At 57.1% G+C, this 22,896-nt stretch carries 21 protein-coding genes and 3 pseudogenes; 18 read left to right on the forward strand and 6 right to left on the reverse strand.

Features of this window, described 5'->3' with window-relative positions; translation table 11 throughout:
* Window positions 1–646: 646 nt before the first annotated feature.
* From MAFF_RS25810 to MAFF_RS25820, 3 genes are read left to right on the forward strand one after another with little or no spacing between them, the layout of a single operon-like run.
* Window positions 647–1,318 (forward strand): winged helix-turn-helix domain-containing protein, encoded by a 672-nt coding sequence (locus MAFF_RS25810; protein WP_010913962.1) that lies wholly within the window; start codon window positions 647–649, stop codon window positions 1,316–1,318.
* Between the two features lie 44 nt (window positions 1,319–1,362).
* Complete coding sequence (locus MAFF_RS25815; protein WP_044551336.1) at window positions 1,363–2,805, forward strand: type II and III secretion system protein family protein; 1,443 nt, start codon at window positions 1,363–1,365, stop codon at window positions 2,803–2,805.
* Window positions 2,806–2,813: 8 nt separating this feature from the next.
* Window positions 2,814–3,374: a CpaD family pilus assembly lipoprotein gene (locus MAFF_RS25820; RefSeq protein WP_010913964.1), complete on the forward strand. Its 561-nt coding sequence runs from the start codon at window positions 2,814–2,816 to the stop codon at window positions 3,372–3,374.
* 790 nt (window positions 3,375–4,164) lie between these two features.
* Here MAFF_RS25820 and MAFF_RS25825 read toward each other — a convergent pair.
* Window positions 4,165–6,069, reverse strand: a complete 1,905-nt coding sequence (locus MAFF_RS25825) for an HrpF/NolX family T3SS translocon protein (RefSeq protein ID WP_010913965.1) — start codon at window positions 6,067–6,069, stop codon at window positions 4,165–4,167.
* Window positions 6,070–6,266: 197 nt separating this feature from the next.
* Entirely contained in the window at window positions 6,267–6,968 is a 702-nt protein-coding gene (locus MAFF_RS25830) for a hypothetical protein (protein WP_063825847.1), read from the reverse strand.
* 183 nt (window positions 6,969–7,151) lie between these two features.
* On the opposite strand from MAFF_RS25830, the gene MAFF_RS25835 reads away from it, so the two are divergent.
* Both MAFF_RS25835 and sctJ read left to right on the forward strand, forming a co-directional pair.
* Complete coding sequence (locus MAFF_RS25835) at window positions 7,152–7,655, forward strand: nodulation protein NolB (protein ID WP_010913967.1); 504 nt, start codon at window positions 7,152–7,154, stop codon at window positions 7,653–7,655.
* A 9-nt stretch (window positions 7,656–7,664) separates the two neighbouring features.
* Window positions 7,665–8,528 carry a type III secretion system inner membrane ring lipoprotein SctJ gene (gene sctJ / locus MAFF_RS25840; RefSeq protein ID WP_044549206.1) on the forward strand — a complete coding sequence of 288 codons (864 nt, stop codon included), beginning with the start codon at window positions 7,665–7,667 and terminating at the stop codon, window positions 8,526–8,528.
* Window positions 8,529–8,721: 193 nt separating this feature from the next.
* Here sctJ and MAFF_RS41205 read toward each other — a convergent pair whose 3' ends face one another.
* Entirely contained in the window at window positions 8,722–8,994 is a 273-nt protein-coding gene (locus MAFF_RS41205) for a hypothetical protein (RefSeq protein ID WP_157866081.1), read from the reverse strand.
* A 170-nt stretch (window positions 8,995–9,164) separates the two neighbouring features.
* Between MAFF_RS41205 and sctL the strand changes: the two genes are divergently transcribed.
* From sctL to MAFF_RS25910, 12 genes are all read left to right on the forward strand, one after another.
* Window positions 9,165–9,788, forward strand: coding sequence for a type III secretion system stator protein SctL (gene sctL / locus MAFF_RS25850; RefSeq protein WP_010913970.1), 624 nt, complete (start codon window positions 9,165–9,167; stop codon window positions 9,786–9,788).
* Complete coding sequence (gene sctN / locus MAFF_RS25855; protein ID WP_010913971.1) at window positions 9,785–11,143, forward strand: type III secretion system ATPase SctN; 1,359 nt, start codon at window positions 9,785–9,787, stop codon at window positions 11,141–11,143. The genes sctL and sctN overlap by 4 nt, the downstream gene beginning before the upstream one ends.
* A complete protein-coding gene (locus MAFF_RS25860) occupies window positions 11,119–11,652 on the forward strand; it encodes a hypothetical protein (RefSeq protein WP_010913972.1) in 534 nt (177 codons plus the stop codon). The genes sctN and MAFF_RS25860 overlap by 25 nt, the downstream gene beginning before the upstream one ends.
* 27 nt (window positions 11,653–11,679) lie before the next feature.
* Complete coding sequence (gene sctQ / locus MAFF_RS25865) at window positions 11,680–12,744, forward strand: type III secretion system cytoplasmic ring protein SctQ (protein ID WP_010913973.1); 1,065 nt, start codon at window positions 11,680–11,682, stop codon at window positions 12,742–12,744.
* Window positions 12,737–13,402: a type III secretion system export apparatus subunit SctR gene (gene sctR, locus MAFF_RS25870; protein WP_010913974.1), complete on the forward strand. Its 666-nt coding sequence runs from the start codon at window positions 12,737–12,739 to the stop codon at window positions 13,400–13,402. Before sctQ ends, sctR begins: the two co-directional genes overlap by 8 nt.
* Before the next feature lie 29 nt (window positions 13,403–13,431).
* On the forward strand, window positions 13,432–13,680 hold the full coding sequence (locus tag MAFF_RS25875; RefSeq protein WP_010913975.1) for an EscS/YscS/HrcS family type III secretion system export apparatus protein: 249 nt from the start codon (window positions 13,432–13,434) through the stop codon (window positions 13,678–13,680).
* Window positions 13,681–13,688: 8 nt separating this feature from the next.
* Entirely contained in the window at window positions 13,689–14,507 is an 819-nt protein-coding gene (gene sctT, locus MAFF_RS25880) for a type III secretion system export apparatus subunit SctT (protein ID WP_010913976.1), read from the forward strand.
* Window positions 14,504–15,541 (forward strand): EscU/YscU/HrcU family type III secretion system export apparatus switch protein, encoded by a 1,038-nt coding sequence (locus tag MAFF_RS25885; RefSeq protein ID WP_010913977.1) that lies wholly within the window; start codon window positions 14,504–14,506, stop codon window positions 15,539–15,541. The genes sctT and MAFF_RS25885 overlap by 4 nt, the downstream gene beginning before the upstream one ends.
* Window positions 15,542–16,516: 975 nt before the next feature.
* Window positions 16,517–16,837 carry a hypothetical protein gene (locus MAFF_RS25890; protein WP_044551341.1) on the forward strand — a complete coding sequence of 107 codons (321 nt, stop codon included), beginning with the start codon at window positions 16,517–16,519 and terminating at the stop codon, window positions 16,835–16,837.
* Between the two features lie 392 nt (window positions 16,838–17,229).
* Complete coding sequence (locus tag MAFF_RS25900) at window positions 17,230–18,120, forward strand: SctD/MshK family protein (protein ID WP_010913978.1); 891 nt, start codon at window positions 17,230–17,232, stop codon at window positions 18,118–18,120.
* 238 nt (window positions 18,121–18,358) lie between these two features.
* On the forward strand, window positions 18,359–20,404 hold the full coding sequence (gene sctV / locus MAFF_RS25905; protein WP_010913979.1) for a type III secretion system export apparatus subunit SctV: 2,046 nt from the start codon (window positions 18,359–18,361) through the stop codon (window positions 20,402–20,404).
* 60 nt (window positions 20,405–20,464) lie between these two features.
* Window positions 20,465–20,962 carry a tetratricopeptide repeat protein gene (locus tag MAFF_RS25910; RefSeq protein ID WP_010913980.1) on the forward strand — a complete coding sequence of 166 codons (498 nt, stop codon included), beginning with the start codon at window positions 20,465–20,467 and terminating at the stop codon, window positions 20,960–20,962.
* Between the two features lie 110 nt (window positions 20,963–21,072).
* On the opposite strand, the pseudogene MAFF_RS39340 reads toward MAFF_RS25910, so the two are convergent.
* Window positions 21,073–21,347, reverse strand: a pseudogene (locus tag MAFF_RS39340) (IS110 family transposase); the annotation flags it as partial.
* Here MAFF_RS39340 and MAFF_RS41505 point away from each other — a divergent pair.
* Window positions 21,348–21,651 (forward strand): annotated as a pseudogene (locus MAFF_RS41505) (transposase); the annotation flags it as partial.
* 44 nt (window positions 21,652–21,695) lie between these two features.
* Here the strand turns inward: MAFF_RS41505 and MAFF_RS25920 are convergent.
* Window positions 21,696–22,412, reverse strand: a complete 717-nt coding sequence (locus MAFF_RS25920; protein ID WP_157866082.1) for an IS6 family transposase — start codon at window positions 22,410–22,412, stop codon at window positions 21,696–21,698.
* 143 nt (window positions 22,413–22,555) lie between these two features.
* A pseudogene (locus MAFF_RS41510) lies at window positions 22,556–22,711 on the reverse strand (IS6 family transposase); the annotation flags it as partial.
* Window positions 22,712–22,896: the final 185 nt, after the last annotated feature.

Genomic DNA, 22,896 nt, shown 5'->3' on the forward strand with positions numbered 1-22,896 from the left:
GCACCTGATTGCCAGGGAAAACCGACGGTTGGTTCGATCCGACACTGACCTGTGTGATTGGGGGCTTGGGTTACGAGCCGGTGCCGGACTGAACCGTCTCCGAGGACGACGGTTATCTCGTGGCACATTGGGGCACGTGGCGGCGTTGCCAATCGCCCCAGGTGTCGCAGAAGCGGTCAACGATTGCACTTCATGGTCAGGCGGACCTGATTTGAGGCTGAAACCAGGGAGGCGTCGGTACCAAGCATCAGCCTCACAGTGCGATCTGGGGGGTGAATATGCGGACAATCCAGGATGTGGATTGCTTACATCCGAACAATCGATTTGCTCAAGTCGCTTGTCGAAAGCTAACCCCTACGGGTCATGGAATTATGGGCTCTGGAGGGCAATGTCGCTTGGCGAATGCAGGGGCCGCCACATCGGCAGGATGCGCAGACGAATTGAAGGCGGAGTGGCATCTTGGCCTGCCCAAACGACGCTTCAGCCCATCACAGGTTCTACCTCGCCTACTACAGGCGTACGGCTCGCATGATCCTGCGACTAGCCGTCCCAAAGAGGATTACGAACACTGCGACGCGTTGCGCGACTTCTGCTTTCGCCGTCTCAACAGTCTCGGTGACCTGTCCTACCATTAATAGGAGATGAAATGCGAACGCTATTCGTTGACCACCATGCGGATCTTACGCGAGCGGTGGGAGTTGCACTCGGCGATAGCGGTTTCGCCGTTGATGTTGTTCCCACACTGGAACAAGCATCGAGTGCATTTTCTTGCGCCAGCTACGAAATTCTCCTGCTGGAGCTGGTTCTGCCGGATGGCGATGGCTTGGATTGGCTGAAGCAGCTAAGGGGTGAGGGACATTCAGTTCCTGCTCTCATTTTGAGTGACGTCGACGATCTTGAGAAGCGAATTGCGATTTTCAACGGTGGTGCGGACGATTTTCTGCTCAAGCCAGTGTATACTAATGAGCTCATTGCCAGAATGAGAGCCGTTCTGCGGCGGTCGACTCAGATGACTGCCCCGATCATTGTATTTGGCAATCTCCACTTCGATCCGATCGGCCGACAGGTTTCCGTTGCTGGTTATCCACTGACGGTCGCACGCCGTGAATTATGTATTTTAGAGCATCTGCTCAACCGTGCAGGCCGCATCGTGCCGCGTTCGCAGTTGGAAGATCACCTCTATTCGTTCAACGATGAAGTATCGGCCAACGCGCTTGAAGTCGGAATCTATCGCTTACGTCGATATCTGAGCAGTTCAAACGCAACGCCACGGATAAAAACGGTGCGTGGCATTGGTTACATTCTTGAATGTGACTAGCGCGACATTCGTATAGTTGGCCGAATTTGAAAGAAAAGACCGCCTTGAAAATCATTACAACTCATTCTGACACCGATCGGCGGCCCCCGCACATCGTTTGCCCGAGACCTGCTACTGTTTCTCCTTACTTGGGCCGCCTTCTCTGTGCGCTCATTCTGGCATATCCAGTTTCTGCCCCGGCCGAAAACATGCAGGATCAAGGGGCGCCGCGTGCCGCTTCCAATAGCATCGACGGCACGCTGAACCTTTCCTCTTCGCTCGGCAAGACGGTTCATTTGCCCGCGCCTGCCACGACCATCTTTGTTGCTGACCCGACGATCGCTGATTATCAGGCAGCCTCAAATACAACGATCTTCGTCTTCGGGAAGAAATCCGGGCGGACCAGCCTGTTCGCCTTGGACGATAAGGGCGAGGCTCTCGCCGCGCTGCGAATTGTCGTTACGCAACCGATCGAGGAATTGCGCGCCATGTTGATGGATCAGGTTGGCGACTCTTCAATCCAGGTGAGCTATACGCCGCGCGGCGCAATCCTTAGCGGTACAGCGCCCAATGCGGAGGTCGCCGACACCGCAAAAAGGGTCACTGAGCAGTATCTCGGGGACGGTGCGCAAGTCGTCAACAACATTAAGGTCGCTGGGTCCTTACAAGTTAATCTCAGTGTGCGCGTAGCGGAGGTCTCCCGTAGCGCCATGAAGGCACTCGGCGTTAACCTGTCCGCCTTTGGTCAAATCGACAATTTCAGAGTGGGCTTGTTAAGCGGCGGAGGCACTGGCTCTGGTGCAGCGCAGGGTGGTGGCACAGCAGGAATCGGATTCAACAACGGTGCCGTCAACATCGGCGCGGTTCTAGACGCGCTCGCCAAGGAGCACATAGCTTCCGTGTTGGCTGAGCCGAATCTCACCGCGATGTCCGGTGAAACTGCCAGCTTTCTCGCAGGTGGCGAATTTCCCATTCCTGTCCTGCAGGAAAACAAGCAAGTGTCGGTTGAATTCCGTCACTTCGGCGTCAGCCTGGAGTTCGTGCCGACCGTTCTCAACAACAACCGGATCAACATTCACGTAAAGCCGGAGGTCAGTGAACTATCGTCCCAAGGTGCCGTTCAAATCAATGGTATTTCCGTGCCGGCAGTTTCCACGCGCCGAGCCGACACAGTCGTCGAACTCGCCAGTGGGCAGAGCTTTGCAATTGGCGGTCTGATCAGGCGCAACGTGAACAATAATGTCAGTGCGTTTCCCTGGCTCGGCGAAATGCCGATTCTTGGCGCTCTGTTTCGTTCCTCCTCGTTTCAAAAAGAAGAATCAGAACTTATAATTCTGGTTACGCCTTACATCGTAAAACCAGGCTCCAGCCCCAACCAGATGAGCGCACCCACGGACCGGATGGCGCCGGCTTTGGACGATCCGCCGGCAGATCCGCCGCGAGGCCGCGCTGCTGCCCGCACCGGCGCGCCCGGGGCCAAGCGCGGTCGCGGCTTCATAATTCAATAGGTGATCGAATGACTTTGCGGATCAAAGTTCTCCTGGTCGCCCTGACAGCCAGCGCAAGTGGCTGCACAAGCACTGTGCCGATCTATGTCGAGCCCCCTGCGCCAATCCTTATCCGGCCGGAGACCACCGTGCTGATATTAAAGAGCCTCCGCGCTTCCGAACGGCAGCGTTTGCGTGTTTTCCTTGACAGGACCAGTAGCGGCCGCCGCGATGCCCTTCACCTCCTTATCTGGGGCTCGTCCCGGCTCAGCGCAGAGGTGGTGCATCAGGCCAGGCAGATGGGTATAGACACTTACAACATCCATTTGCTCGACCAACACGATGGCGGCGCAGTCCAAGTAGAAGCAATTGTGTATCATGCCCGCCCACCTGCCTGTCCGTCGTATTCTTTACTCAGTGACAAATCCTTCGAAAAGCCCCTTGGCTGTTCGACACGACGTAACCTAGCTGCAATGGTCAACGATCCGCGCGATTTGCTCGACAACCAGGCTGTCGAGCCGAGCGATGGCGAGCGTGCGGCCATACCAGTTGCCACATACAGGACGTTCGGGGCGGGCAAAGGTCAATGACATGGGTCGTATGTTTTAGCTTGGTAGAGCACGGCGCCGCCTCCAGTCTGTAACATTGCCGTTGCTTCGGATCTGGTGGTGAGCGCGGCCGTCACAATACACGACCGTGACCTGAACAAGATAGGGGTGTCCCTCACCTCTCCGGGGTGCCCGGTGGCGCTGCGCTCATGACGTTGCCTCGCTGAGCGGCGTTCTTCATCTGCGAGGTTAAAGGCGCACGTCACGCGACGGCGGCGTGGCTCAAGTGGCCAAGCGAGCTTGATCTTGGCGGTCGTGTCGACAAAGCTGGCGGCTGTGTCGCTGCGCTCCACCGGCCCATGTTGCGGCCCGGTGGTCCCTATGACCACCGGAGAAGCAGTGGGGGACGGGCGCTGCGCCAACTGGCCAGCACGACCGCTCTGGGTTGATACTGTTGAAAAAGTCCGGCGCACCGCAAAGTCCCCACCGATATTAGAATCCAGTTCCAACCCGGCGCATTGCATGGAATCAGGATTCAATTTTGGGGTCTCCGCGGAACGCCATCCTACGAAAGCGCCACGGGCGACCGCGACGCGGACTTTTTCAACAATATCGGTTTTTTCTAGCCGTTCTCAGTTCTCACCTTCTCCTCTCAGGCTAAGTGTGAAAACGACCTCAAGGCCGAAGGATGAGCGGATTAAGCCCGGGCCTGCTGCGACCTAACCACGATCCTCAAGGCACGCCTGCCAAATCGCCTTGCGGAAAGGCAAAGGTTCCCCACAAGGTGATTGATAGGCTAGTGAAGCGTGCGAAGGAAGTCGCACATTTGTTGTCAGGCCACTTTCTGGAGTATTGGCACCATCGGGCTGAGGAGGCCGGCCGCTTGCATAGTGTCGGCCGGAAGGCATGCTTGCAGGTTGGACAAATAGTCTTCTGCATAGCTTTTCGCCATGGAAATCGGCAGATCGATCCCGGCCGCGGCGGCCTCTTCCAACGCCGTCTTCACCAGCCCGTTGCGAATCGCAAGCTTGACCTCGGGACCCGCGACAAGGCTGAGCGCCTGCGCTCCGATATTGATGCCAGCGTCTAGCAGCGCCTGCTTCATATTGCCTCCGGTAATGGCTGTGCGGACAAGATTTGCCGCTTGCGCCTCGAACGCGAGCGTCATCGACACGGCATCGGCCACTTGGCCCACGACCGGAATGAAGCTCAACAGACCCACCGCCGTCGCAGCCCAATCAGCCACTGTCGAGTACACCTTGAGCACGTCGTCGACTGTGTGGATGAAGGCCCCGCCGTTCTTTTTGGCCGACTTGGTATCAGGCTGGTCCGCCCGGCCCGTCATCATGTCCGAGACGGCGTCCTGTTCCGCAGCAGTTTCGGGCGCATGGGTCTTTGGCTGCTGAACGGCTCGGTTTGCAGACGACATGCCGTTGTAGAAGTGGCCAAAATCTTTGTTGCTGATATTGCCGGAATCAACCGTGTGTCCGCCGCCGAAATCGAAGAACGAATTGTGGGTCTTGTAGCCCGTAATCGAATTGTTTAGAAGACCGAAGAGCAGATGATCCGATAACAGCTGCGATGCCGCCTGCTTTACTCTCGGATCTAGGCTCTTGTCTTGCGCCATGCCTGCGAGCTTGTCACGAGTCAGGACACCGCTCCCAAAGAATTTTTGCTGGTTGCTGTTGATCGTCTTAAGGGTATTCAGCTCGGTTTGCGTGAGGCTCATCGAAGATGAAGCGACTTGGAGAAAATCCTCTTTATGGACTTTGTCTATCGAGCCACCGTACAACCGCTTCCATTCATTCGGGTGACTGACAAAGTACTGAGCCGCCGCAATGACCTGTGGCGGACATTTGCCAGTTTTCGCGTCGCCGTCGACGATCTGCTTGAAATAAGTCAGACTCAGGTTCTTGGGCAGGTTTTCGGAGTACCGGTAAAGCTCGCGCATCGCATCGTTCAAGGTCATAACCGACGGCTGCGCACTTCCAGTACTATCGGATGGGATGTAGTTCTGCGCGTAGCTTTGCGCCTGCTGGCCCTGAAATGCGGCAACTTGTGAGTGATGGCGAGAGAACTCGGACAAATCCTTGGCCGTGATCTTACCGCCACAGCGGCCATCGCCCTGCGAGCCGATCGCATAAAAAAGCTCTGGATCCTGCTGCAATCCCTCAATCGCCGCTTTCAGATCCGGTGGCGTAGAGGGATCATTGGCTTTATCCGTCAGCGATTGCCAACTAAGCGGGCATAGGTCCTTGTGACGGTTCAGCACTGCGACAATCTGCAACTCGGCTTGGGACAGTGAGCCGCCGTTCCACGTAATTCTCTCGCTTTTTATAGGCGCTTGCGCAATGGGAGGGAGGGCGACCGCAGGCTGCGGGCCTTGATCAACTGATTCGTGCGCAATGGGAGGGAGGGCGACCGCAGGCTGCGGGCCTTGATCCGTTGCTTCGATGGCTGCCCTCATGCTTGGCGGCAGCAGATCCAATGGGTTCTTGCGCAATTCTTCCAACGAGGATGCGACATCGGGCAACAGCGACTCCGATGTGTTCCGGCACAATTCCTTCATCGACGGGAAGGGGCTGGCGTCGTCTTCGTGCAGGTGAAGGGAGAGCATCGCCTCGAATGACGATGCGTTTTGCTGCGCCTTTTCCAACGAAGATGTCAGATTCAGGCTGCTGTACTGGAGAATATCCTGGCTACTGAAAACGTTGCTTGTATTATTATTGACGGACATTGTGTCTCCTCAAAAATGAAATTGCAATCCCCCACGCCAGATCCATGTGCAATACCAGCACAATGACCGGAGATATCGCTGAAGCTGGCGGTTGCCACCATGAGCGGTTTAGCTTTCGGTAAACTGACGAGTTCAGAGGAATTCACAATTTGGGGTGGCCGCGGTGTTGTTTTGTCCCGAAGCTGCGACCGCAGATATCATTTTTGGCGTGGCTCTGGCTTCCCGCCAACGCCATCCTGCTGCGGCACGTCGGACGAATAAGCGGCTTCAGGCAATCCGTTGCGGACGACCATGGTGGAGGAACCCCGAAACAATGTCAGGACCGATTCGCTTGTCGGCGTTTCATGGACGCGCGGCTGCCCCTGTGCCTCTGCGACAAGACCATTGAAAGTCTGCTCCACGAGCGCGGTGAAGCGCGGCGGACCGGAAACCAAAACGAGGCCATCTCCCGGCGCGGGTCTCACGACGTAGCGGTCATCGGAGATCTCAAGCTTGTCTAGGGCACCCTTAAACGTATCGAAGCGGATCGAAGTCAGCACAAGCATGCGGGTTTGTGATTCTTTTGCGGCTGACACGTAGAGGACAAGCCCATCATAATACCATTGGAGACCGTACATATTGGCCAAACGGTCGAGGAACTCGCGCGGTGGCAAATCCGGCATACTCCCGCGGATCCGCCCCTTCACCTCGGCGCTAATGTTGACTCGGATATTAAGGTTGTTGCCGAATTGCTGCAGCGCCTCAGAAATATCCTGATCGAGAACCGTATATCTGTACGGCGTCTTGGAGAGGGATAAGGGGACGCCGAGAGTTCCGTTGGTTCCGGCGGAGAGAAAAAAACCGGCACACAGAAGTCTCAAAACGTGTGGGCGGACGGATCGGATGAGCGCTCTCAACATTGCGCACTGATACACTAGAGTCTGAAATTTGCACAAGTGACTTAGTCGCCAGCATATCCTCTAGATACTAACCAGGCTCCGTCAGTCAGCTTGTCGTCAGCTCGGCCACCTAGACGTTGACCTGATAACGAATGACGAAGGGCCGAGTTCGCTCCGGTCAAAGAGGAAGCTATCGGGTCTTTCATGATGATCCCTATCACGTCGATCACTGCCACTTTAACGGACTGTCTGGCCAGGGCCGGGTCACCGTCGTTCAGCGAGCAAGCCCAGTTTGAGCGCGCTTTGGCGCACGCGGCCGACTCGCTGAAAAACGATGCCGCATCGGCGCCATCGAGGGTGCCAGTTCCTCCGGCGATGGCTCTTCAACGCGCGGCTACGCAGATGAGTCCCTTGGGGGACCGCGTGTTGCAGACGATTTCTGCGATGTACCCAGACCGTGCTGTTAATTCGGCTGCGCTCGACCAGCAGGTAGGCCTTTTCAAGGGCGCTCTACCTAGGCCGCAGAAGCTTCCTGCCGAAGGTGATGCGGGAACCGGAACGTCAGGCGTTCCGCAAGGACGGCATGATTTCGAAACAATGATTGCTGGTCTGCGGGATATGTACAATGGCGTCACTCAGGTTGCGCTTGTTTCCAAAGGTGTCAGCGGCATCACCTCATCTGTAAATAAACTTCTAAAGGAAGGCTGAACCGCGCACATGATTGGCTTAGCCCAGGAAATCATGCCTGGCACGTGCGGTCGGAGGTCACTTCGCCTTATCGTGCTGCCACTCCTCGTGGCCCTCGGCGGTTGCAAGGTGGATCTCTACACGCAACTGCAGGAGCGCGAGGCGAATGAAATGCTCGCCCTTCTGATGGACAACGGAGTTCATGCGGTTCGGGTCGCTGCCAAGGATGGGACTAGCACGGTCCAGGTTGACGAAAAGCTGCTCGCTTACTCAATCGACCTCCTGAATGGCAAGGGATTGCCGCGCCAGTCATTCAAGAACCTCGGAGAGATTTTCCAAGGATCAGGCCTCATTGCCTCGCCGACCGAGGAACGTGCCCGTTATGTTTATGCGCTCAGCGAAGAGTTGTCCCGCACGATCAGCGATATCGATGGCGTATTCTCTGTACGTGTCCACGTAGTTCTGCCGCATAACGACCTTTTGCGAGCAGGCGCCACGCCATCCTCGGCTTCGGTCTTTATCAGGCACGACGCCAAAGCAGATCTCTCGGTTCTGCTGCCGAAGATAAAGATGCTCGTGGCCGACAGCATCGAAGGGTTGTCCTACGACAAGGTCGAAGTGGTTTTGGTGTCGGTGGAGCGTTCCGCGCCTGAGCAACGGTCCGTGCCGGCGACTGTTTTGGCCCAAGCGTCCAGGCCCGTTCCAGCGCCACTTTTGGCCAGCTTAACCGGTATTGCCGCAGCTGTGTTCGCAGTGGCGTGCTATCTCTTAGTCACCGGTCTTAGCCGCCGGCGCAAGCAGTCAGCGGGCGAAGTTCCCAAGCTCGAGCGGCGGTCGGGTGTTTCCGCACTCGATGCCATTCGCAAAAAGACACCGGCGATAGCGCCTCAGTGACATGTCAATGCCAATGCCGATACTGACCGCCCAACCTGATGGTTCGTTCCAATTGCCTTCCTTGGGTCGGAGCGAGCTTGCTGCTTCGGCCCATCCTACCCGTCTTGGCGCGCGTCTTGATCCGGCGTTATCGGCTGCTACGTTGGCTCAGTTGCAGAAGTGTCCCAGACTGCAGCGAAGACTAACAGAATTGTTACTCGACAATGATTCGAAGTCGAATGATGTTGAGCGGGGGCTGGACCTTCTGCGCGGTAATGATCCGCTTCGGGCTGCCCTCCTTGCAGGTAGTGCATGGCATGCCCGATCGCTGCTTAAGCTTGTCTCTCAGCCTGACCTCACAGTGCTCATTCAACGTATCGGCGCTGATGCCCATGCGTTTGGAATCCGACATCTGGCGCATGCCATTGCGGACAGATTGATCGCGGATCCGGGAAAACTCGCGCACCAAATTGAACACGATGGACACGCCTGTCTTGGTGCCTGGCTCCATCACAGTCCAGTGATGGAGCGCAACCGCGTGCTCCTACGCTTGCCTGTAGGAACCGCCGCCGACAATCCAGAGCCTAAGCACGGGAACGCCGCAGGCCAGTTGTTGTCGCTTGTGGTACGCCATTTTGAGGCGGAGAACCCGCCGATATGACAGCCGATATTTCCGTGGCGCCGGCAGCGCCGCAGATGCGCCCTTTGGGGCCACTGATACCGGCGAGCGAGCTCGAAATCTGGGATAATGCCGCAAAAGCGTGTGCCGCCGCAGAACGGCATCAGCAGCACGTACGCAGTTGGGCACGCGCGGCGTATCAGCGTGAGTTGGCGCGCGGCCATACCGAGGGCCTGAATGCAGGCGCGGAGGAAATGGCGGCGCTGATTTCGCAGGCGGTTGCCGAAGTCGCACGACGAAAGGCGGTTCTGGAGCAGCAATTGCCGCAGCTCGTGCTTGAGATACTAAGCGAGCTTCTAGGAGCGTTCGATCCGGGCGAACTGTTGGTCATGGCTGTTCGCCACGCCATTGAGCGCCAATACAGCGGCGCGGAAGTCTGCCTCCATGTGTATCCGACGCAAGTGGACATGCTTGCGCGAGAGTTTGCGGGATGGGACGGCCAGGATGGTCGGCCAAGGGTTCGGATCAAACCGGATCCGACGTTATCGCCGCGACGCTGCGTGCTGTGGAGCGAGTACGGCAATGTCGATCTGGGGCTTGATGCGCAGATGCGCGCGTTGCGTCTCGGCTTCGGGTCGCTTTCTGAAAAAGGCGAACTGTGACAACGCAGGTATCAGAACATAATCACGACGATGCGATCTGCCCTGTCGATCCGGCGATCTCGTCTTTGAGAGCTACGGCAAAGGGGATCGACACGCGCGTCGTGCGCGGCAGGATCACGCGGGCTGTCGGCACACTGGTCCATGCCGTCCTGCCAGACACTCGTATTGGAGAACTTTGCCTCCTACAGGACCCACGAACCGGACTGTCGCTGGAAGCTGAGGTGATCGGCCTGTTGGATGATGGCGTATTGCTGACGCCGATCGGCGACCTGGTCGGCCTCTCCAGCCGCGCGGAAGTCGTGGCCACTGGACGAATGCGTGAAGTACCCGTCGGCAACGATTTACTTGGCCGGGTGATTGACAGTCGCTGCCGTCCATTGGACGGCAAAGGCCAAATCGAGACCACAGAAACTCGGCCGCTGCACGGCAGAGCTCCAAATCCAATGACAAGGCGCATGATTGAACGGCCCTTGCCCCTTGGGGTGCGTGTTCTGGATGGTCTCCTGACGTGCGGCGAGGGCCAGCGGATCGGAATTTACGGCGAGCCAGGTGGTGGCAAGTCGACCTTATTGTCACAGATCGTAAAAGGTGCCGCCGCTGACGTTGTCATAGTCGCATTGATAGGCGAACGAGGACGTGAAGTTCGTGAATTCATCGAGAGGCATCTCGGGGAAGAGGGCCTTCGCCGTGCCGTCGTTGTTGTTGAAACGTCCGACCGCTCGGCTGTTCAGCGGGCGCAATGTGCTCCGATGGCGACAGCGCTCGCGGAATATTTTCGCGAACAAGGGCTACGCGTTGCTCTCATGCTGGACTCGCTGACACGCTTCTGCCGCGCCATGCGTGAAATAGGCCTTGCTGCGGGCGAGCCGCCGACGCGACGGGGCTTCCCTCCTTCCGTTTTCAGCATGCTGCCAGGCCTGCTTGAGCGCGCCGGCATGAGTGAGCGTGGCTCAATCACGGCGTTCTATACCGTGCTTGTAGAAGGCGATGGCACAGGGGATCCAATCGCTGAAGAGTCGCGCGGCATTCTCGATGGCCATGTCGTGCTCTCGCGCGCTATTGCGGCGCGATCGCATTTCCCCGCTATCGATGTACTACAGAGTCGCAGCCGCGTGATGGATGCGGTCGTTTCGCGGACACATCGCAAGGCGGCATCCTTCTTTCGTGAACTCCTTTCCCGGCATGCCGAGACCGAGTTCTTGATCAACGTCGGAGAATACAAGCAAGGCGGCGATCCCCTGACGGACCGGGCTGTCGAGTCAATAGACGAACTGAGGGAGTTTTTGCGCCAGAGCGAAGACGAGATCTCAGGGTTTGAGGAAACGGTCGCATGGATGTCGCGTCTGACCGCGTAAATCATGTTCAGGCTTCCAGGTTACGGGTCTTGAAGGAAATGCAAGAGCGTCGTGCCCTTAGTGAGCTGTCCAAGAAGGAAGCCGAGCGCCGTATGGCCACCTTAGCCGCACAGAATGCCTCCCGAGAGCTTGCCATGGCACAACAACATTGCGCAACGGCGGAAGCAGCGCTCTACCAGGAGCTGATGACTCTCGAAAACTTGTCTAACGCCGCGCTTGACCGGCACCACCTGCATGTTGAGCGGCTTGCAACTGAAATCACACGCCGACGGCAGATGCTTGGTAATGCGCGAATCGCCCAGGAAAAGGCGGAGACAGCGGCGTCCGAGACGAGGGACCTATGGGTCGCATGTTCGGCGGCTACGCACAAATGGCGCCAGATCGAGGACGACGTCGGGCGCGCCGTCGAGATCCATTCGGAGGCCGCAGGCGAGATCGAGGCCGACGATGAGATACTGCTTCGATTTGGCAGGGGACCGCTTTCCCAGGTCGCGAAACGGATTCGATAACCTGCAGGTCCTCCGAATGACAGAACGGTGCAGTTTTTGGCAGCCGCTTTGGTGAGCCCCCCTCTATTGGAACCAGCGCTGACACTGTCCCACGAGGTCGCCTCGTGGCTCAATGACACTGCGGCTTCGCGCGGACCGTTTCAGACCCGGATCAACGACGTGCCACTGTCGGTGCGTGTGGCAGGGCTTGTCTGGCAGGAGAATTTTGCCGCCATTCCAATGCTCGACTGCATTTGTAGGGTCGGAGCTGAGACGGTCGTGCTGTCGATATCGCGGTCGCTCGTAGAGGGGCTCATCGCAACAGTGCAGAATGGGCTGACTTTCCCTTCCGAGCCAACGGCTTCACTCATTGTTGAACTTGCACTTGAGCCACTTATTGCTCGACTGGAGTATAGGACTCAGCTGAACGTGCAGCTCGTGCGCGTGTTTGAAGCCGCGACACTGGCTCCTTATCTCGAACTGGATATCGACTTCGGCCCGGTCAGTGGCAAGGGTCGTCTGTTCCTGTTCTCGCCTCTCGATGGCTTGGTGCCGTCTGCGTTTCGTGCTCTGGGCGAACTGTTTGGCCAGTTACCGCGACAGCCGCGCGGATTACTTTCAGACCTCCCGATCGTGGTTGCAGGAGAGATCGGCACGCTGCACGTTCCTGCGGCGATTCTTCGAAAAGCATGTGCCGGTGATGCTCTGTTGCCGGACCTGGCGCCGTTCGGCCGGGGCGAGATCGCCCTATCTTTGGGCCAGTTGTGGGCCAGCGCCGATCTTGAGGGCGACCAGCTAGTCCTGCACGGGCCTTTCCGCCCGCGTTCCTATTCTTTGGAGAATGCGCATATGACACAACTTGGATCGCAACTAGGGCCGACGGAGGATCTCGACGATGTCGAGATCATGCTTGTCTTTGAATGCGGTCGCTGGCCTATTCCTCTAGGGGAATTAAGAAGTGCCGGCGAAGGGCATATTTTCGAACTTGGACGGCCGATTCAGGATCCGGTCGATATACTTGCCAACGGTCAGTGTATCGGGCGTGGCGACATCGTGCGCATTGGAGATACGCTGGGCATCAGGCTCCGTGGCCGGTTGGGATGCAATGACTGAGCTCCAGCCGCCAATCCTGGCGCTTCTCGCAGTTACCGCCGGACTGGGTCTGCTGGTTTTGGTGGTCGTCACGACCACGGCCTTTGTAAAGGTATCGGTTGTTCTTTTCCTCGTGCGCAATGCGCTCGGGACTCAGACGATACCACCTAACATAGCGCTGTACGCTGTCGCATTGATCCTCACCATGTTTCTTAGCGCGCCCGTTGTTGAACAGACCTATGATCGGATGACCGATCCGAAGCTACATTATCAGACGTTCGACGACTGGGTAAGCGCCGCCAAATCCGGGAGCGAGCCCCTGCGTGATCATCTTAAGAAGTTCACAAATGAGGAGCAGCGACAGTTTTTCCTCTCGTCTACCGAAAAAGTCTGGCCAGCGGAAATGCGTGCCAAAGCCACGGTTGATGATTTGTCCATTCTGGTTCCATCTTTTCTAATTTCAGAGCTAAAGCGCGCGTTTGAGATCGGATTTCTTCTTTATCTTCCTTTCATCGTTATTGATCTTATTGTGACGACAATTTTGATGGCGATGGGCATGTCTATGGTATCCCCGACGCTTATATCTGTCCCTTTCAAACTCTTCGTGTTCGTCGCTATTGATGGCTGGTCGAAATTGATGCACGGGCTTGTGTTGAGTTACACGATACCGGGAGGTTGATTATAGCTGAATCCAGTATTGTCACTCTTATGAGCCAATCGTTGGTGGTATTCATGATCTGGATTCTGCCGCCGCTCATTGCATCGGTGGTCGTTGGCTTGGTCATTGGCATCATCCAGGCGGCAACACAGATCCAGGATGAAAGTTTGCCACTAACCGTCAAGCTTCTGGTTGTTGTCGCGGTTATTGGTTTGTTTGCTCCTGTGCTGAGCGCCCCGCTGATAGAGCTAACCGACCAGATCTTTACCGAGTTTCCCGCCATGACACTTAGCTACTAGTCTCCGCCATGTATGCGTCACCGGCCGAGATTCAGATCCTCATGCATACGGCTATCGAACTCGTCGTAGCAGCCGGTCTTGGCGCAGCGCGCGCGATAGGCATTATGATGATCCTACCGGTATTTACACGTTCTCAGACCGATGGCCTGATCCGCGGCTGCCTGGCTGTCGGCTTCGGATTACCATGTCTGGCACATGTCAGCGACGCGTTGCAGGCGCTGGATCCTGAAACACGTCTGATTGAGGTAGCTCTGCTCGGATTGAAGGAAGTTCTTGTCGGCGCACTACTTGGCACCTTCCTTGGCATTCCCTTATGGGGACTTCAGGCGGCCGGTGAGTTTATCGACAACCAACGCGGCGTCACCAACCCGTCCGCCCCGACCGACCCCGCGACGAATAGTCAGGCTTCCGCCATGGGAGTCTTTCTCGGGATCACTGCGATTGCCATCTTCGTCGCATCAGGGGGGCTGGAAACGTTGATCGGCGCCCTTTATGGCAGCTATTTGATCTGGCCCGTGTATAAGTTTTATCCTACATTGAGCACGCAAGGAGCAATGGAGGTGTTAGGGCTCCTCGACCAGATTATGCGCACGGCGTTATTGGTGTCAGGGCCCGTCGTGTTCTTTATGACGCTGATTGATGTATCCTTTATGCTACTGCGTCGCTTTGCGCCGCAATTCAAATTGACCCAACTGTCCCCGGCGATCAAGAATCTTGTCTTTCCGATTCTCATGGTTACATACGCTGGCTATCTCGTAGAGGGTATGAAACTGGAGATCACACAAGCGAATGGCGCGCTCGAGTGGTTCGATAGATTGCTGAAATGAGCGACTCGAGCGAAGAGAAGACACACGCCGCCACCCCCAAAAAGCTAAACGATGCACGCAAAAAAGGGCAGCTGCCACATAGCTCCGATTTCGTTCGCGCGGTCGGCACTTGCGCTGGTCTCGGATACCTTTGGCTAAGAGGCAGCGCGATCGAAGACAAATGCCGCGAAGCGCTACTATTTGTCGACAAGCTGCAGAACCTGCCATTTGACTTCGCGGTCCGGCAGGCGCTGGTTGTGCTTGCCGAACTCACCTTGGCAACTGTTGGCCCGCTGCTTGGAACGCTTGTCGCGGCGGTGCTTTTGGCAAGCATATTAGCCAATGGTGGATTTGTTTTCTCTCTCGAGCCAATGACGCCCAACTTCGATAAAATTAATCCTTTTCAAGGGCTGAAGCGCTTGGCGTCTGCGCGTTCGATGGTCGAACTCGGGAAGACGCTGTTTAAAGTATTCGTTCTCGGCGCAACCTTTTCCTTTTGCCTTCTCGGCATGTGGAAGACGATGGTCTATCTGCCGTTCTGCGGCATGGGCTGTTTGGGCCTTGTCGTTACGGGGGCAAAACTGCTGATCGGAATTGGCGCCGGCGCACTTCTGGCCGCTGGCCTGATCGATCTCCTGGTGCAGCGTGCGTTGTTTCTGCGCGAAATGAGGATGACCAAGACTGAAGTCACGCGCGAGCTGAAGGATCAGCAAGGGGCGCCAGAGTTGAAGAGTGAACGACGTCGCATTCGTGACGAGTCAGCTGACGAACCTCCCCTCGGTGTGCATCACGCCACGCTGATCTTCAAAGGAACGGCGATACTGATCGGTCTGCGTTACGTCCGCGGTGAAACCGGGGTGCCCGTCCTGGTTTGCCGCGCCGATGGCGAGCGGGCTTCACACCTGCTTAGCGAGGCGCGAGCGCTACGTCTTGAAATTGTCGACAACGATGTCCTAGCGCATCAGCTCATCGGCAAAACGCAACTGGGCAGACCCATTCCCATGCAATATTTCGAGCCCGTGGCGAGAGCACTCTTCGCCGCAGGATTGGCCTAGCCCTGGGGCCTCTGTGGCCGCCCCGTAACACAAGAGGGCTAGTGCCATTTTGGACGTGATCGGAGTGCGGTCTTCCGTGAGGCCTTTATGTGTAACATTCCTAGCCTGAAAAATTCGTGGGAGTCGGCGGGTTTCATGCAAGACGTTGAACGCATGATTTGGTTGCTCACGCCGATCCGCGCCATTTCACGGAGACCACTTAAGCTGCCGCTGAGCGGTTTGTCATTTGTGGTCGGCAAGCGCGGCGGCGCATGTGGCATGCAGAGCTTTGGAGCGGACAGACGCCGGCCGTGCTGACCCGAGCTGCCTCTGCGGTTTTCCGAGCGCTGATCGGCTGAATTAACGCACAATCCGCCGGGGAGCCACGCCCTTGGATCTCGCTGGATTCGGCGGCGAGCCTGAGCTCCCTCGGTGCAAAAAGGAGGAGCAGCAGCTGGACGCGGGAGCGCATCACCGCACCCAGGTCACACGACCAAGTTCGCACTTTTCCGGCCCGCGATGAATGGGAACGACCTTTCTCCTCAATTTGACAGCACGGCGGGCGTCATCAGCAGCGTTTGCCGGATGTTAGTGAGATCGCCGGGAAGTGCAATTGCGCCGTCGAGGCTGCCGCTCGCTTTGGCGCAGGTCGGTAGCAGAAGACGGTCCGGGCAAGGCGGGGCTCGGGAGTTCGCCTCCCGCGCCCTCAGCCCGCCACCGTGGGAAAGTTGGGAAATGATGATGTCGCAGCAACGAAGCCTCGGAATTTACCGCTACGTTCGAAGAATGTCAGGCCTCCTGTCAGGCGCTATTCCTTTGGCAGAAGCGCAGTACCCACTTTTCACCACTTTGCAGGAGGCCGAACCCTGCTCGATCATTATTTTCCGGTAGCCCGCTTTTTGTCCAGACTCGTCAGGTTCTCGAAAGCTCCTGCTCGTAGCCTGATGAGATTATCTTTAGGCGTCGGCGCCAATGGAACGCATGCAGGAGTACTTGATGGCCGCAGCAATTGGGAGTGGATTTGGCAACATTTCCTTAGCTCGCAGGGGGCATGGAGATCCGAAAAGCCAACCAGAGCAACCTGACAAGCCGGGTAGCGGGAATGATGACCCTAACAAACCGGGTAGCGGGAACAATGACCCAAACAAGCCGGTTGGCGGGAAAGATCCTGTGGACGGTCAGACTATCTCTGGGGATGATCAGCAAGCTCTAGCCGAAGCGTTCGACACGGTTCTCCACTCCGTTGCGCTAACTATTTTGAACGATGCCATGGCTGATGCCGACGAGGCTATTGCAGAAACTGAAGAGGATGCCTGACGTGGATGGTCTGCGTCAGGATGTGTGTGCCGTGCTGACGGGCGCGGTTTGAACAGAAGGAAAACGTTATGAGTAAAGCAGGTACTGGCACCAGTGCGGCTGGCACTGGGACTTCGGTGGCTACAGACGTAGGTACCAGAGTCGCGGGGAAAGCCGCTTTCGAGGCGCAAATCGCGGATCTAACGGCGGCTAGCTTGGAGGCTACGGCTAGGAGTATACAGCTGCGCACCGTTACGACCAACCTCAACACAATCAAGAAAGCGGCCGACGAGCGCGTTCAGTAGGTTCGGAAGCAGGGGTTCCCGATCGCGTCGCCAGGTGGCGCGATGTAGAACCGAAATGAGCCGCACGGCAATTGCCGTGCGGCTTCTCTCTTGTTCGGGAGAACATCCTTGAATGACGCCGTTTCTCTTGATTTCGAAGTTCTGTCGGGGCTCTATTGCGGGCTGACGGGTAAGACTGCTCTCGAAACGAGCTTAATCGGCTGCGGCTTAGACGCCGATATGATCTTCGTCGAGCAAGGATTGGCACCGCATCATTTTCGTATAACGCTCCTTGGCAACTCGATCGAGGTCGAGGCGCTTGCGGCCGGACTCAGCATCAAGGGTAAGCGGAATATCGCCGCGGGCGAGTGCGTTGTGGTGCCACTTCCTGTCGTCGTTCTCGCAGGCGAGATGTCCATTCTCTGGTCCGTGCAGGATGAAGTGACAAGTGGTCCGATAGGCATACCACGCCTCTCGATGCGTGTTCTGGCCACGGTGATAGTCAGCTCTCTAGCGGTCGGTATGCTCTCAGCCTTTTTTTCCTATAATGGGGACGGTGGTGCATCGAGACCCAATTCACCCAGTGCCGATCATGAGTCGAAGCGGACCAACCACCGCGCCGACGACCAGATTGCGGAGGCAGCGGCTAAAGAGCTGCAGGAGGAAGTCGATAGAGCGGGCCTACTCAATGTTAAGGTCGGCTCGGCAAAGGACACTGTGACGGCGGAGGGTACCGTCACGTCTGAATCGGTCATCAGTTGGCGGAAGCTCCAGCAGTGGTTCGATCATCGCACCAAGGGCGCCCTGACACTGGTCAATGGAGTGCTCATAAAAGACGAAAAGGCGCCATCCGCAATCGCAGTTGAAGCCGTTTGGCGTGGCCCGCAACCGTATCTTGTCATAGGTGGTGAGAAGTATTTTGTTGGCGCCGTTCTGGATGATGGATGGACGGTCGACAGGATCGAGGACGGTCGTGTGCTGCTGAGCCGTAATGGCCGCCTTGCTGCTCTCCCGTATTAGTCCGCAGGCCCTATCAAGCAGAATTGCGTGGTCAGCTACCATTCTGCCGCGCCCAGTACCACAACAAACCTGGACAGAGTGAAAACTTGCTGACCACCCAGCTTCGCGCATTCGGGCTCTCATGCCACAGCCTGCTGCTCGCGGGCTGCCCAATGAGGGACTTGGCCCTCGGACTTCGAATGCTACGCTTCACTGCGTAGCAGCAGAATAATTCTCAAGCGATCGTAAAGGGTCCTAGATGGCCAACGTCCTGCGTAAGTTCATCAACCGTTCGCCGGCCAACCCGGACCTGATGGTCGCGTTGATGCTGCTTCTGGCTATCGCTATGATGGTCATGCCTATCCCGATCGTGGTGGTCGACGCGCTGATAGGATTCAATATGGGACTGGCCATCCTGCTGATGATGGTTGCCCTGTATGTCAGTACTCCACTTGATCTTTCCTCTTTGCCCGGCATCATTTTGCTTTCCACGGTGTTCCGCCTGGCGCTCACCGTCGCAACGACGCGCCTGATCCTGGCCGAGGGGGAGGCAGGCGCCATCATCCATACGTTCGGCGATTTCGTGATCTCGGGCAATATCGTGGTCGGTTTCGTCATATTTCTGGTCGTCACCATGGTACAATTCATGGTCCTCGCGAAGGGCGCCGAACGCGTGGCCGAAGTGGCGGCGCGCTTCACGCTCGACGCTCTGCCGGGTAAGCAAATGGCGGTCGACGCAGAGCTACGCAACGGCCACATCGATGCCAACGAATCTCGCAGGCGACGCGCCGCATTGGAGAAGGAAAGCCAACTTTACGGCGCGATGGATGGCGCGATGAAGTTTGTGAAGGGCGATTCCATCGCCGGACTGGTGGTTATCTTCATCAACATGCTGGGTGGGATATCGATCGGCCTGCTCTCGAAGGGCATGTCCTTCGGCGATGTGCTGCATCACTATACTCTGCTAACGATAGGCGATGCATTGATATCGCAGATTCCGGCCCTGCTGCTATCAATTACAGCGGCGACCGTCGTCACTCGTGTCACGGGGGCGGCGAGGGTCAACCTTGGTACCGAAATAGTGAATCAGATCACTGCCAGCAAGCGACCAGTGCGGGTCGCAGCTTGCGTCCTGGTTTTGATGGGGTTCGTTCCTGGCTTCCCCCTGCCCGTCTTTTTGGTGTTGGCCGCAATCTTCGCCGCGATAAGCTTTGTGAAGGGCGATGTTGTCGATACCACAAGTGCAGGGGACACTCAAAAACAAACCGCGCCCGCGCAGGAATGTCCGATCGCTTTCTTCCTTGCGCCAGACCTGATGCATGCGATTGAACAAGTCGAATTGCAGCAGGAGATTGCACGCGTTTCGCAACTACTTTCAGCCGATCTTGGCATTGTCGTTCCCCCCATCCCTGTCACTGTCGACCAGCAGTTGCTGGAGTCTCAGTTTCGAATAGATATCGAGGGGGTGCCAGTTGAACAGGGTGTGTTTGATCCGAGCCAGCTGATGCTCAAAGACGATGTGGCGAACATCGAATCGAGCGGTATCCCGTATCGGCGTGATCCAAAAACGGACAGACTCGTGGCCGACCAAAGCCATGCACCGGCTCTCAAGAGTGCCGGCATCACACATTACGGTCCTGGCGAATTCCTCGCCTTGCGCCTCCATACAGCGTTGACCCGTTTCGCACCCCGATTGATCGGTATTCAAGAGACCCGACAATTGATAGGCCGAATGGAGAAGGACTATTCTGATCTGGTCAAGGAGGTGCTGCGCACGACGCCAATACCTCGGATTGCGGATGTGCTGCGCCGGCTCCTGGATGAAGGAATCCCGATCCGCCACACCCGCCTTCTCTTAGAAGGATTGGCGGAATGGAGCGAACGTGAGCCAAACGTTGCCCTGCTCACGGAATATATTCGTTCTGGTTTGAAGCGTCAGATCTGTCACCGCTATGCCAACACAGAGGGCATCGTGCCCGCCTTGGTCGTCGAACGCCAGAGTGAGGATGTGATGCGCAATGCAGTTCGAGATTCGGCTGCAGGACCCCACCTCGTACTAGAGGACCGGCAAAGCGAAGCGCTGCTGTCACAGGTACGTCAGATCCTTTCGAACACAGCACCGGGTCAGACCCGCCCTGTCGTTTTAACCTCAACGGACATCCGACGCTTCGTCCGCGGCTTTTTCACCAGAAACGGGATCGATGTTGCCGTGCTGTCTTATCAAGATATCGCCTCCGACTTTACAGTTAAACCCGCCGGGTCCGTCAAATTCCCGCATGGATTGATCAGTGGGCTGTCAGAGTAAACCCAATCCGTTTGCCATCGAATGAACGTGATAGCACTCTATGATAATTGGAAACCAAGCATGAATTCACACCAGAATACAGACGGCCGAGCATTTAGGAACTCACTTTTCTTCTCTGTACTCGCCATGCTGCCTCTCGGCGGTTGCGCCAGCTTGGACAAGCCTGCTCTTTCAGTGAGGGAGACGTCATCCCCAGAGCTGCTCAACGCCAACCAAATCGACCCGGCTATGCGAGAACGCATTTTGAGCGCGGTCGGCCAGGATGCACAAGAGCGGGCTCTGCGGGATGAGTTGACGCAGCACCCAGACAATGTCGATGCGGCGATCCGTCTTACGAATGCTTTGGTCGCGCAGAAGCGTCCGCATGAGGCGCTTCAGGTACTGGACAGGCTCTTGGTTGCAGCCCCAGGAAATTTGCGCGCATTGAACGCGAAGGGAGTGATCTTGGACCTTGAGGGGCGGCATGACGCGGCACAGGTGCTGTATCGGCAAGCTCTCGAGACAGAGCCTGGGAATCAGATGGTGCAGCACAATCTCGACCTGTCGCTTGCGTTTTAAAGGAAGTCCGGACCTGAGTGCGTTGGCGCGGTCGCGCTAGCTGTGCACATGCACCGCCCGACACACCTTGGTCAGCGACCGGTTATTTCCAGCACCTCGGCGTCAGCGCCGGCCAGCTCCTGCACACGACCGGCGATGGTGGTTCGCGACCGCGTGCCCAGTTGATACAGGCCTCCCGCAGGATCGTCCGGACCATATTCTCGATGCTGCGCATTTCGTTCAGCACCGGGTGGCGGTGAACGAGGAGAGAACGCCAGAGCCGGCATTGCCAGCTCTTGACATGCACCGGCTGGCCTTCGGCGCGCAATCCGTCGTGAGGCCAGGCCGTCAGCGAGCACGCTTCCAGGTTGACGCGCTCCAGCGGGAGCCCGACTTTGGGCAGCGCGATGCGGGCAAGAAGATCAAAGGCAAGAAGCGGCATATTCTCGTCAATACGAAGGTCTCCTGATGCACGCCCTCGTTCATGCCGCCGACATCCAGGACTGCGATGGCGGCGTGATGGTGATGGCGAAGCTGTTCGGACTCGATCCCTTCCTGTTCAAGCTCTACGCCGGTGGCGGCCATTCCAGGGGCCGGAGTTCCAAAAGGGGCTGAGGAAGACAAATTCAATTTCGAATCGCACCAGGGCGCTCGCCTTCCTCAAGCTGGCCTCCATTCGCCTCATGGTCGGAAGGCTTCGGGCACTGTAAAGTTATCAGCGGATTGATGCAGCGATAGCTGGCCGGGACGGCTGTCACGCTGCGGCGAGACACGCGATTTTGTTCCAGATTTGCATGGCGGCGTTACGCAGGTCTCGATGTTGAGCCGATGACAGCGTATTGCGGGGAAAGTGGAACAGGTTGGCAATCGGATCATGGATGGAAACGAACCGCTGAAGCTGGCGTGCCGACTTGAAGCGTTTCATGGTCCTTTCGCGTCGTCGGGTCGGCTGGTGCGAATTTTCCGCTCGATTATTGAGGCCTTTGTGCGACCGGTGTTCGACACCGGGCATGAGGTCGCGCCTGGCGGCATCATAGGACCGGAGCTTGTCGGTGATCATGACTCGTGGTGTCCGCCCTTGAGCCTTCAGCAACTTGCGCATCAGACGCTTTGCCGCCTTGGCATTTCGGCGGCTTTGCACCAGCACTTCGAGGACCAAGCCGTCCTGATCGACGGCACGCCAGAGCCACTGCTTCTTGCCATTGATGGCCACCACACATTCGTCGAGATGCCATTTGTCGCCCAGGCAGCCGGCTGACCGTCGCTTGATCTCCCGGGCGAAATGCCGCCCGAATTTCTCCGCCCAGCTTCGAATGGTCTGATGCGTGACGATGATGCCGCGGGCCGCCAACATGTCCTCAACCATGCGCAGGCTGAGCGGAAAGCGAAAGTAGAGCCATACCGCGTGCGCAATGATCTCGGCGGGAAAGCGGTGGCAACGATAAAGCGGATCACGAGCAACTTCTGACATGGCCCATGTTCGCACATCTTCATCAGCCGTCGGTTAACTTTACGGTGCCCGGCTACCTCATCAAGATGCCAGACATCGTCTTTCGATGGCGCCTTGCGGCGCAGGCGACGTGCATAATCGGGACTGTGCTTCTTTCCCCAGCGGCGGATGGTCTCGTAGGAGACGACGATCCCCCGCTCCAGCAGCATTTCTTCAACATCGCGCAGGCTCAGCCCGAACCGGTAATAAAGCCAGACGGCATGAGCAACGATTTCGATCGGGAAGCGATGGTTCTTGTAGGTGGCGCATGCTTCGACCATGCCAACCTGACTTATCGTCAAACCGTTAAGCCAAAATCAATGTGACAGCACCCCTGCTTGAGTTCCTGATAGTCCCGCTCGATCCGCCATCGCATCTTGGCCTGATCGACGAGGTCGGCAAGCCTGGTCTTTCCGGGCAAGGTCGAGAGCCAGTACTTAGTTGGCTCGACTTCACCGTCCGGCCA

Source organism: Mesorhizobium japonicum MAFF 303099 (genome assembly GCF_000009625.1).
Classification (GTDB): domain Bacteria; phylum Pseudomonadota; class Alphaproteobacteria; order Rhizobiales; family Rhizobiaceae; genus Mesorhizobium; species Mesorhizobium japonicum.

Coding starts and splice junctions, on each gene's coding strand:
- MAFF_RS25825 (WP_010913965.1), bottom strand. CDS start 6,069: ATGTCCGTCAATAATAATACAAGCAACGTTTTCAGTAGCCAGGATATT.
- MAFF_RS25820 (WP_010913964.1), top strand. CDS start 2,814: ATGACTTTGCGGATCAAAGTTCTCCTGGTCGCCCTGACAGCCAGCGCA.
- sctT (WP_010913976.1), top strand. CDS start 13,689: ATGTATGCGTCACCGGCCGAGATTCAGATCCTCATGCATACGGCTATC.
- sctV (WP_010913979.1), top strand. CDS start 18,359: ATGGCCAACGTCCTGCGTAAGTTCATCAACCGTTCGCCGGCCAACCCG.
- sctR (WP_010913974.1), top strand. CDS start 12,737: ATGACTGAGCTCCAGCCGCCAATCCTGGCGCTTCTCGCAGTTACCGCC.
- MAFF_RS25860 (WP_010913972.1), top strand. CDS start 11,119: ATGGATGTCGCGTCTGACCGCGTAAATCATGTTCAGGCTTCCAGGTTA.
- MAFF_RS25830 (WP_063825847.1), bottom strand. CDS start 6,968: ATGTTGAGAGCGCTCATCCGATCCGTCCGCCCACACGTTTTGAGACTT.
- sctJ (WP_044549206.1), top strand. CDS start 7,665: ATGATTGGCTTAGCCCAGGAAATCATGCCTGGCACGTGCGGTCGGAGG.
- MAFF_RS25835 (WP_010913967.1), top strand. CDS start 7,152: ATGATGATCCCTATCACGTCGATCACTGCCACTTTAACGGACTGTCTG.
- MAFF_RS25910 (WP_010913980.1), top strand. CDS start 20,465: ATGAATTCACACCAGAATACAGACGGCCGAGCATTTAGGAACTCACTT.
- sctL (WP_010913970.1), top strand. CDS start 9,165: ATGACAGCCGATATTTCCGTGGCGCCGGCAGCGCCGCAGATGCGCCCT.
- MAFF_RS25810 (WP_010913962.1), top strand. CDS start 647: ATGCGAACGCTATTCGTTGACCACCATGCGGATCTTACGCGAGCGGTG.
- MAFF_RS25920 (WP_157866082.1), bottom strand. CDS start 22,412: ATGTCAGAAGTTGCTCGTGATCCGCTTTATCGTTGCCACCGCTTTCCC.
- MAFF_RS25875 (WP_010913975.1), top strand. CDS start 13,432: ATGAGCCAATCGTTGGTGGTATTCATGATCTGGATTCTGCCGCCGCTC.
- MAFF_RS25885 (WP_010913977.1), top strand. CDS start 14,504: ATGAGCGACTCGAGCGAAGAGAAGACACACGCCGCCACCCCCAAAAAG.
- MAFF_RS25890 (WP_044551341.1), top strand. CDS start 16,517: ATGGCCGCAGCAATTGGGAGTGGATTTGGCAACATTTCCTTAGCTCGC.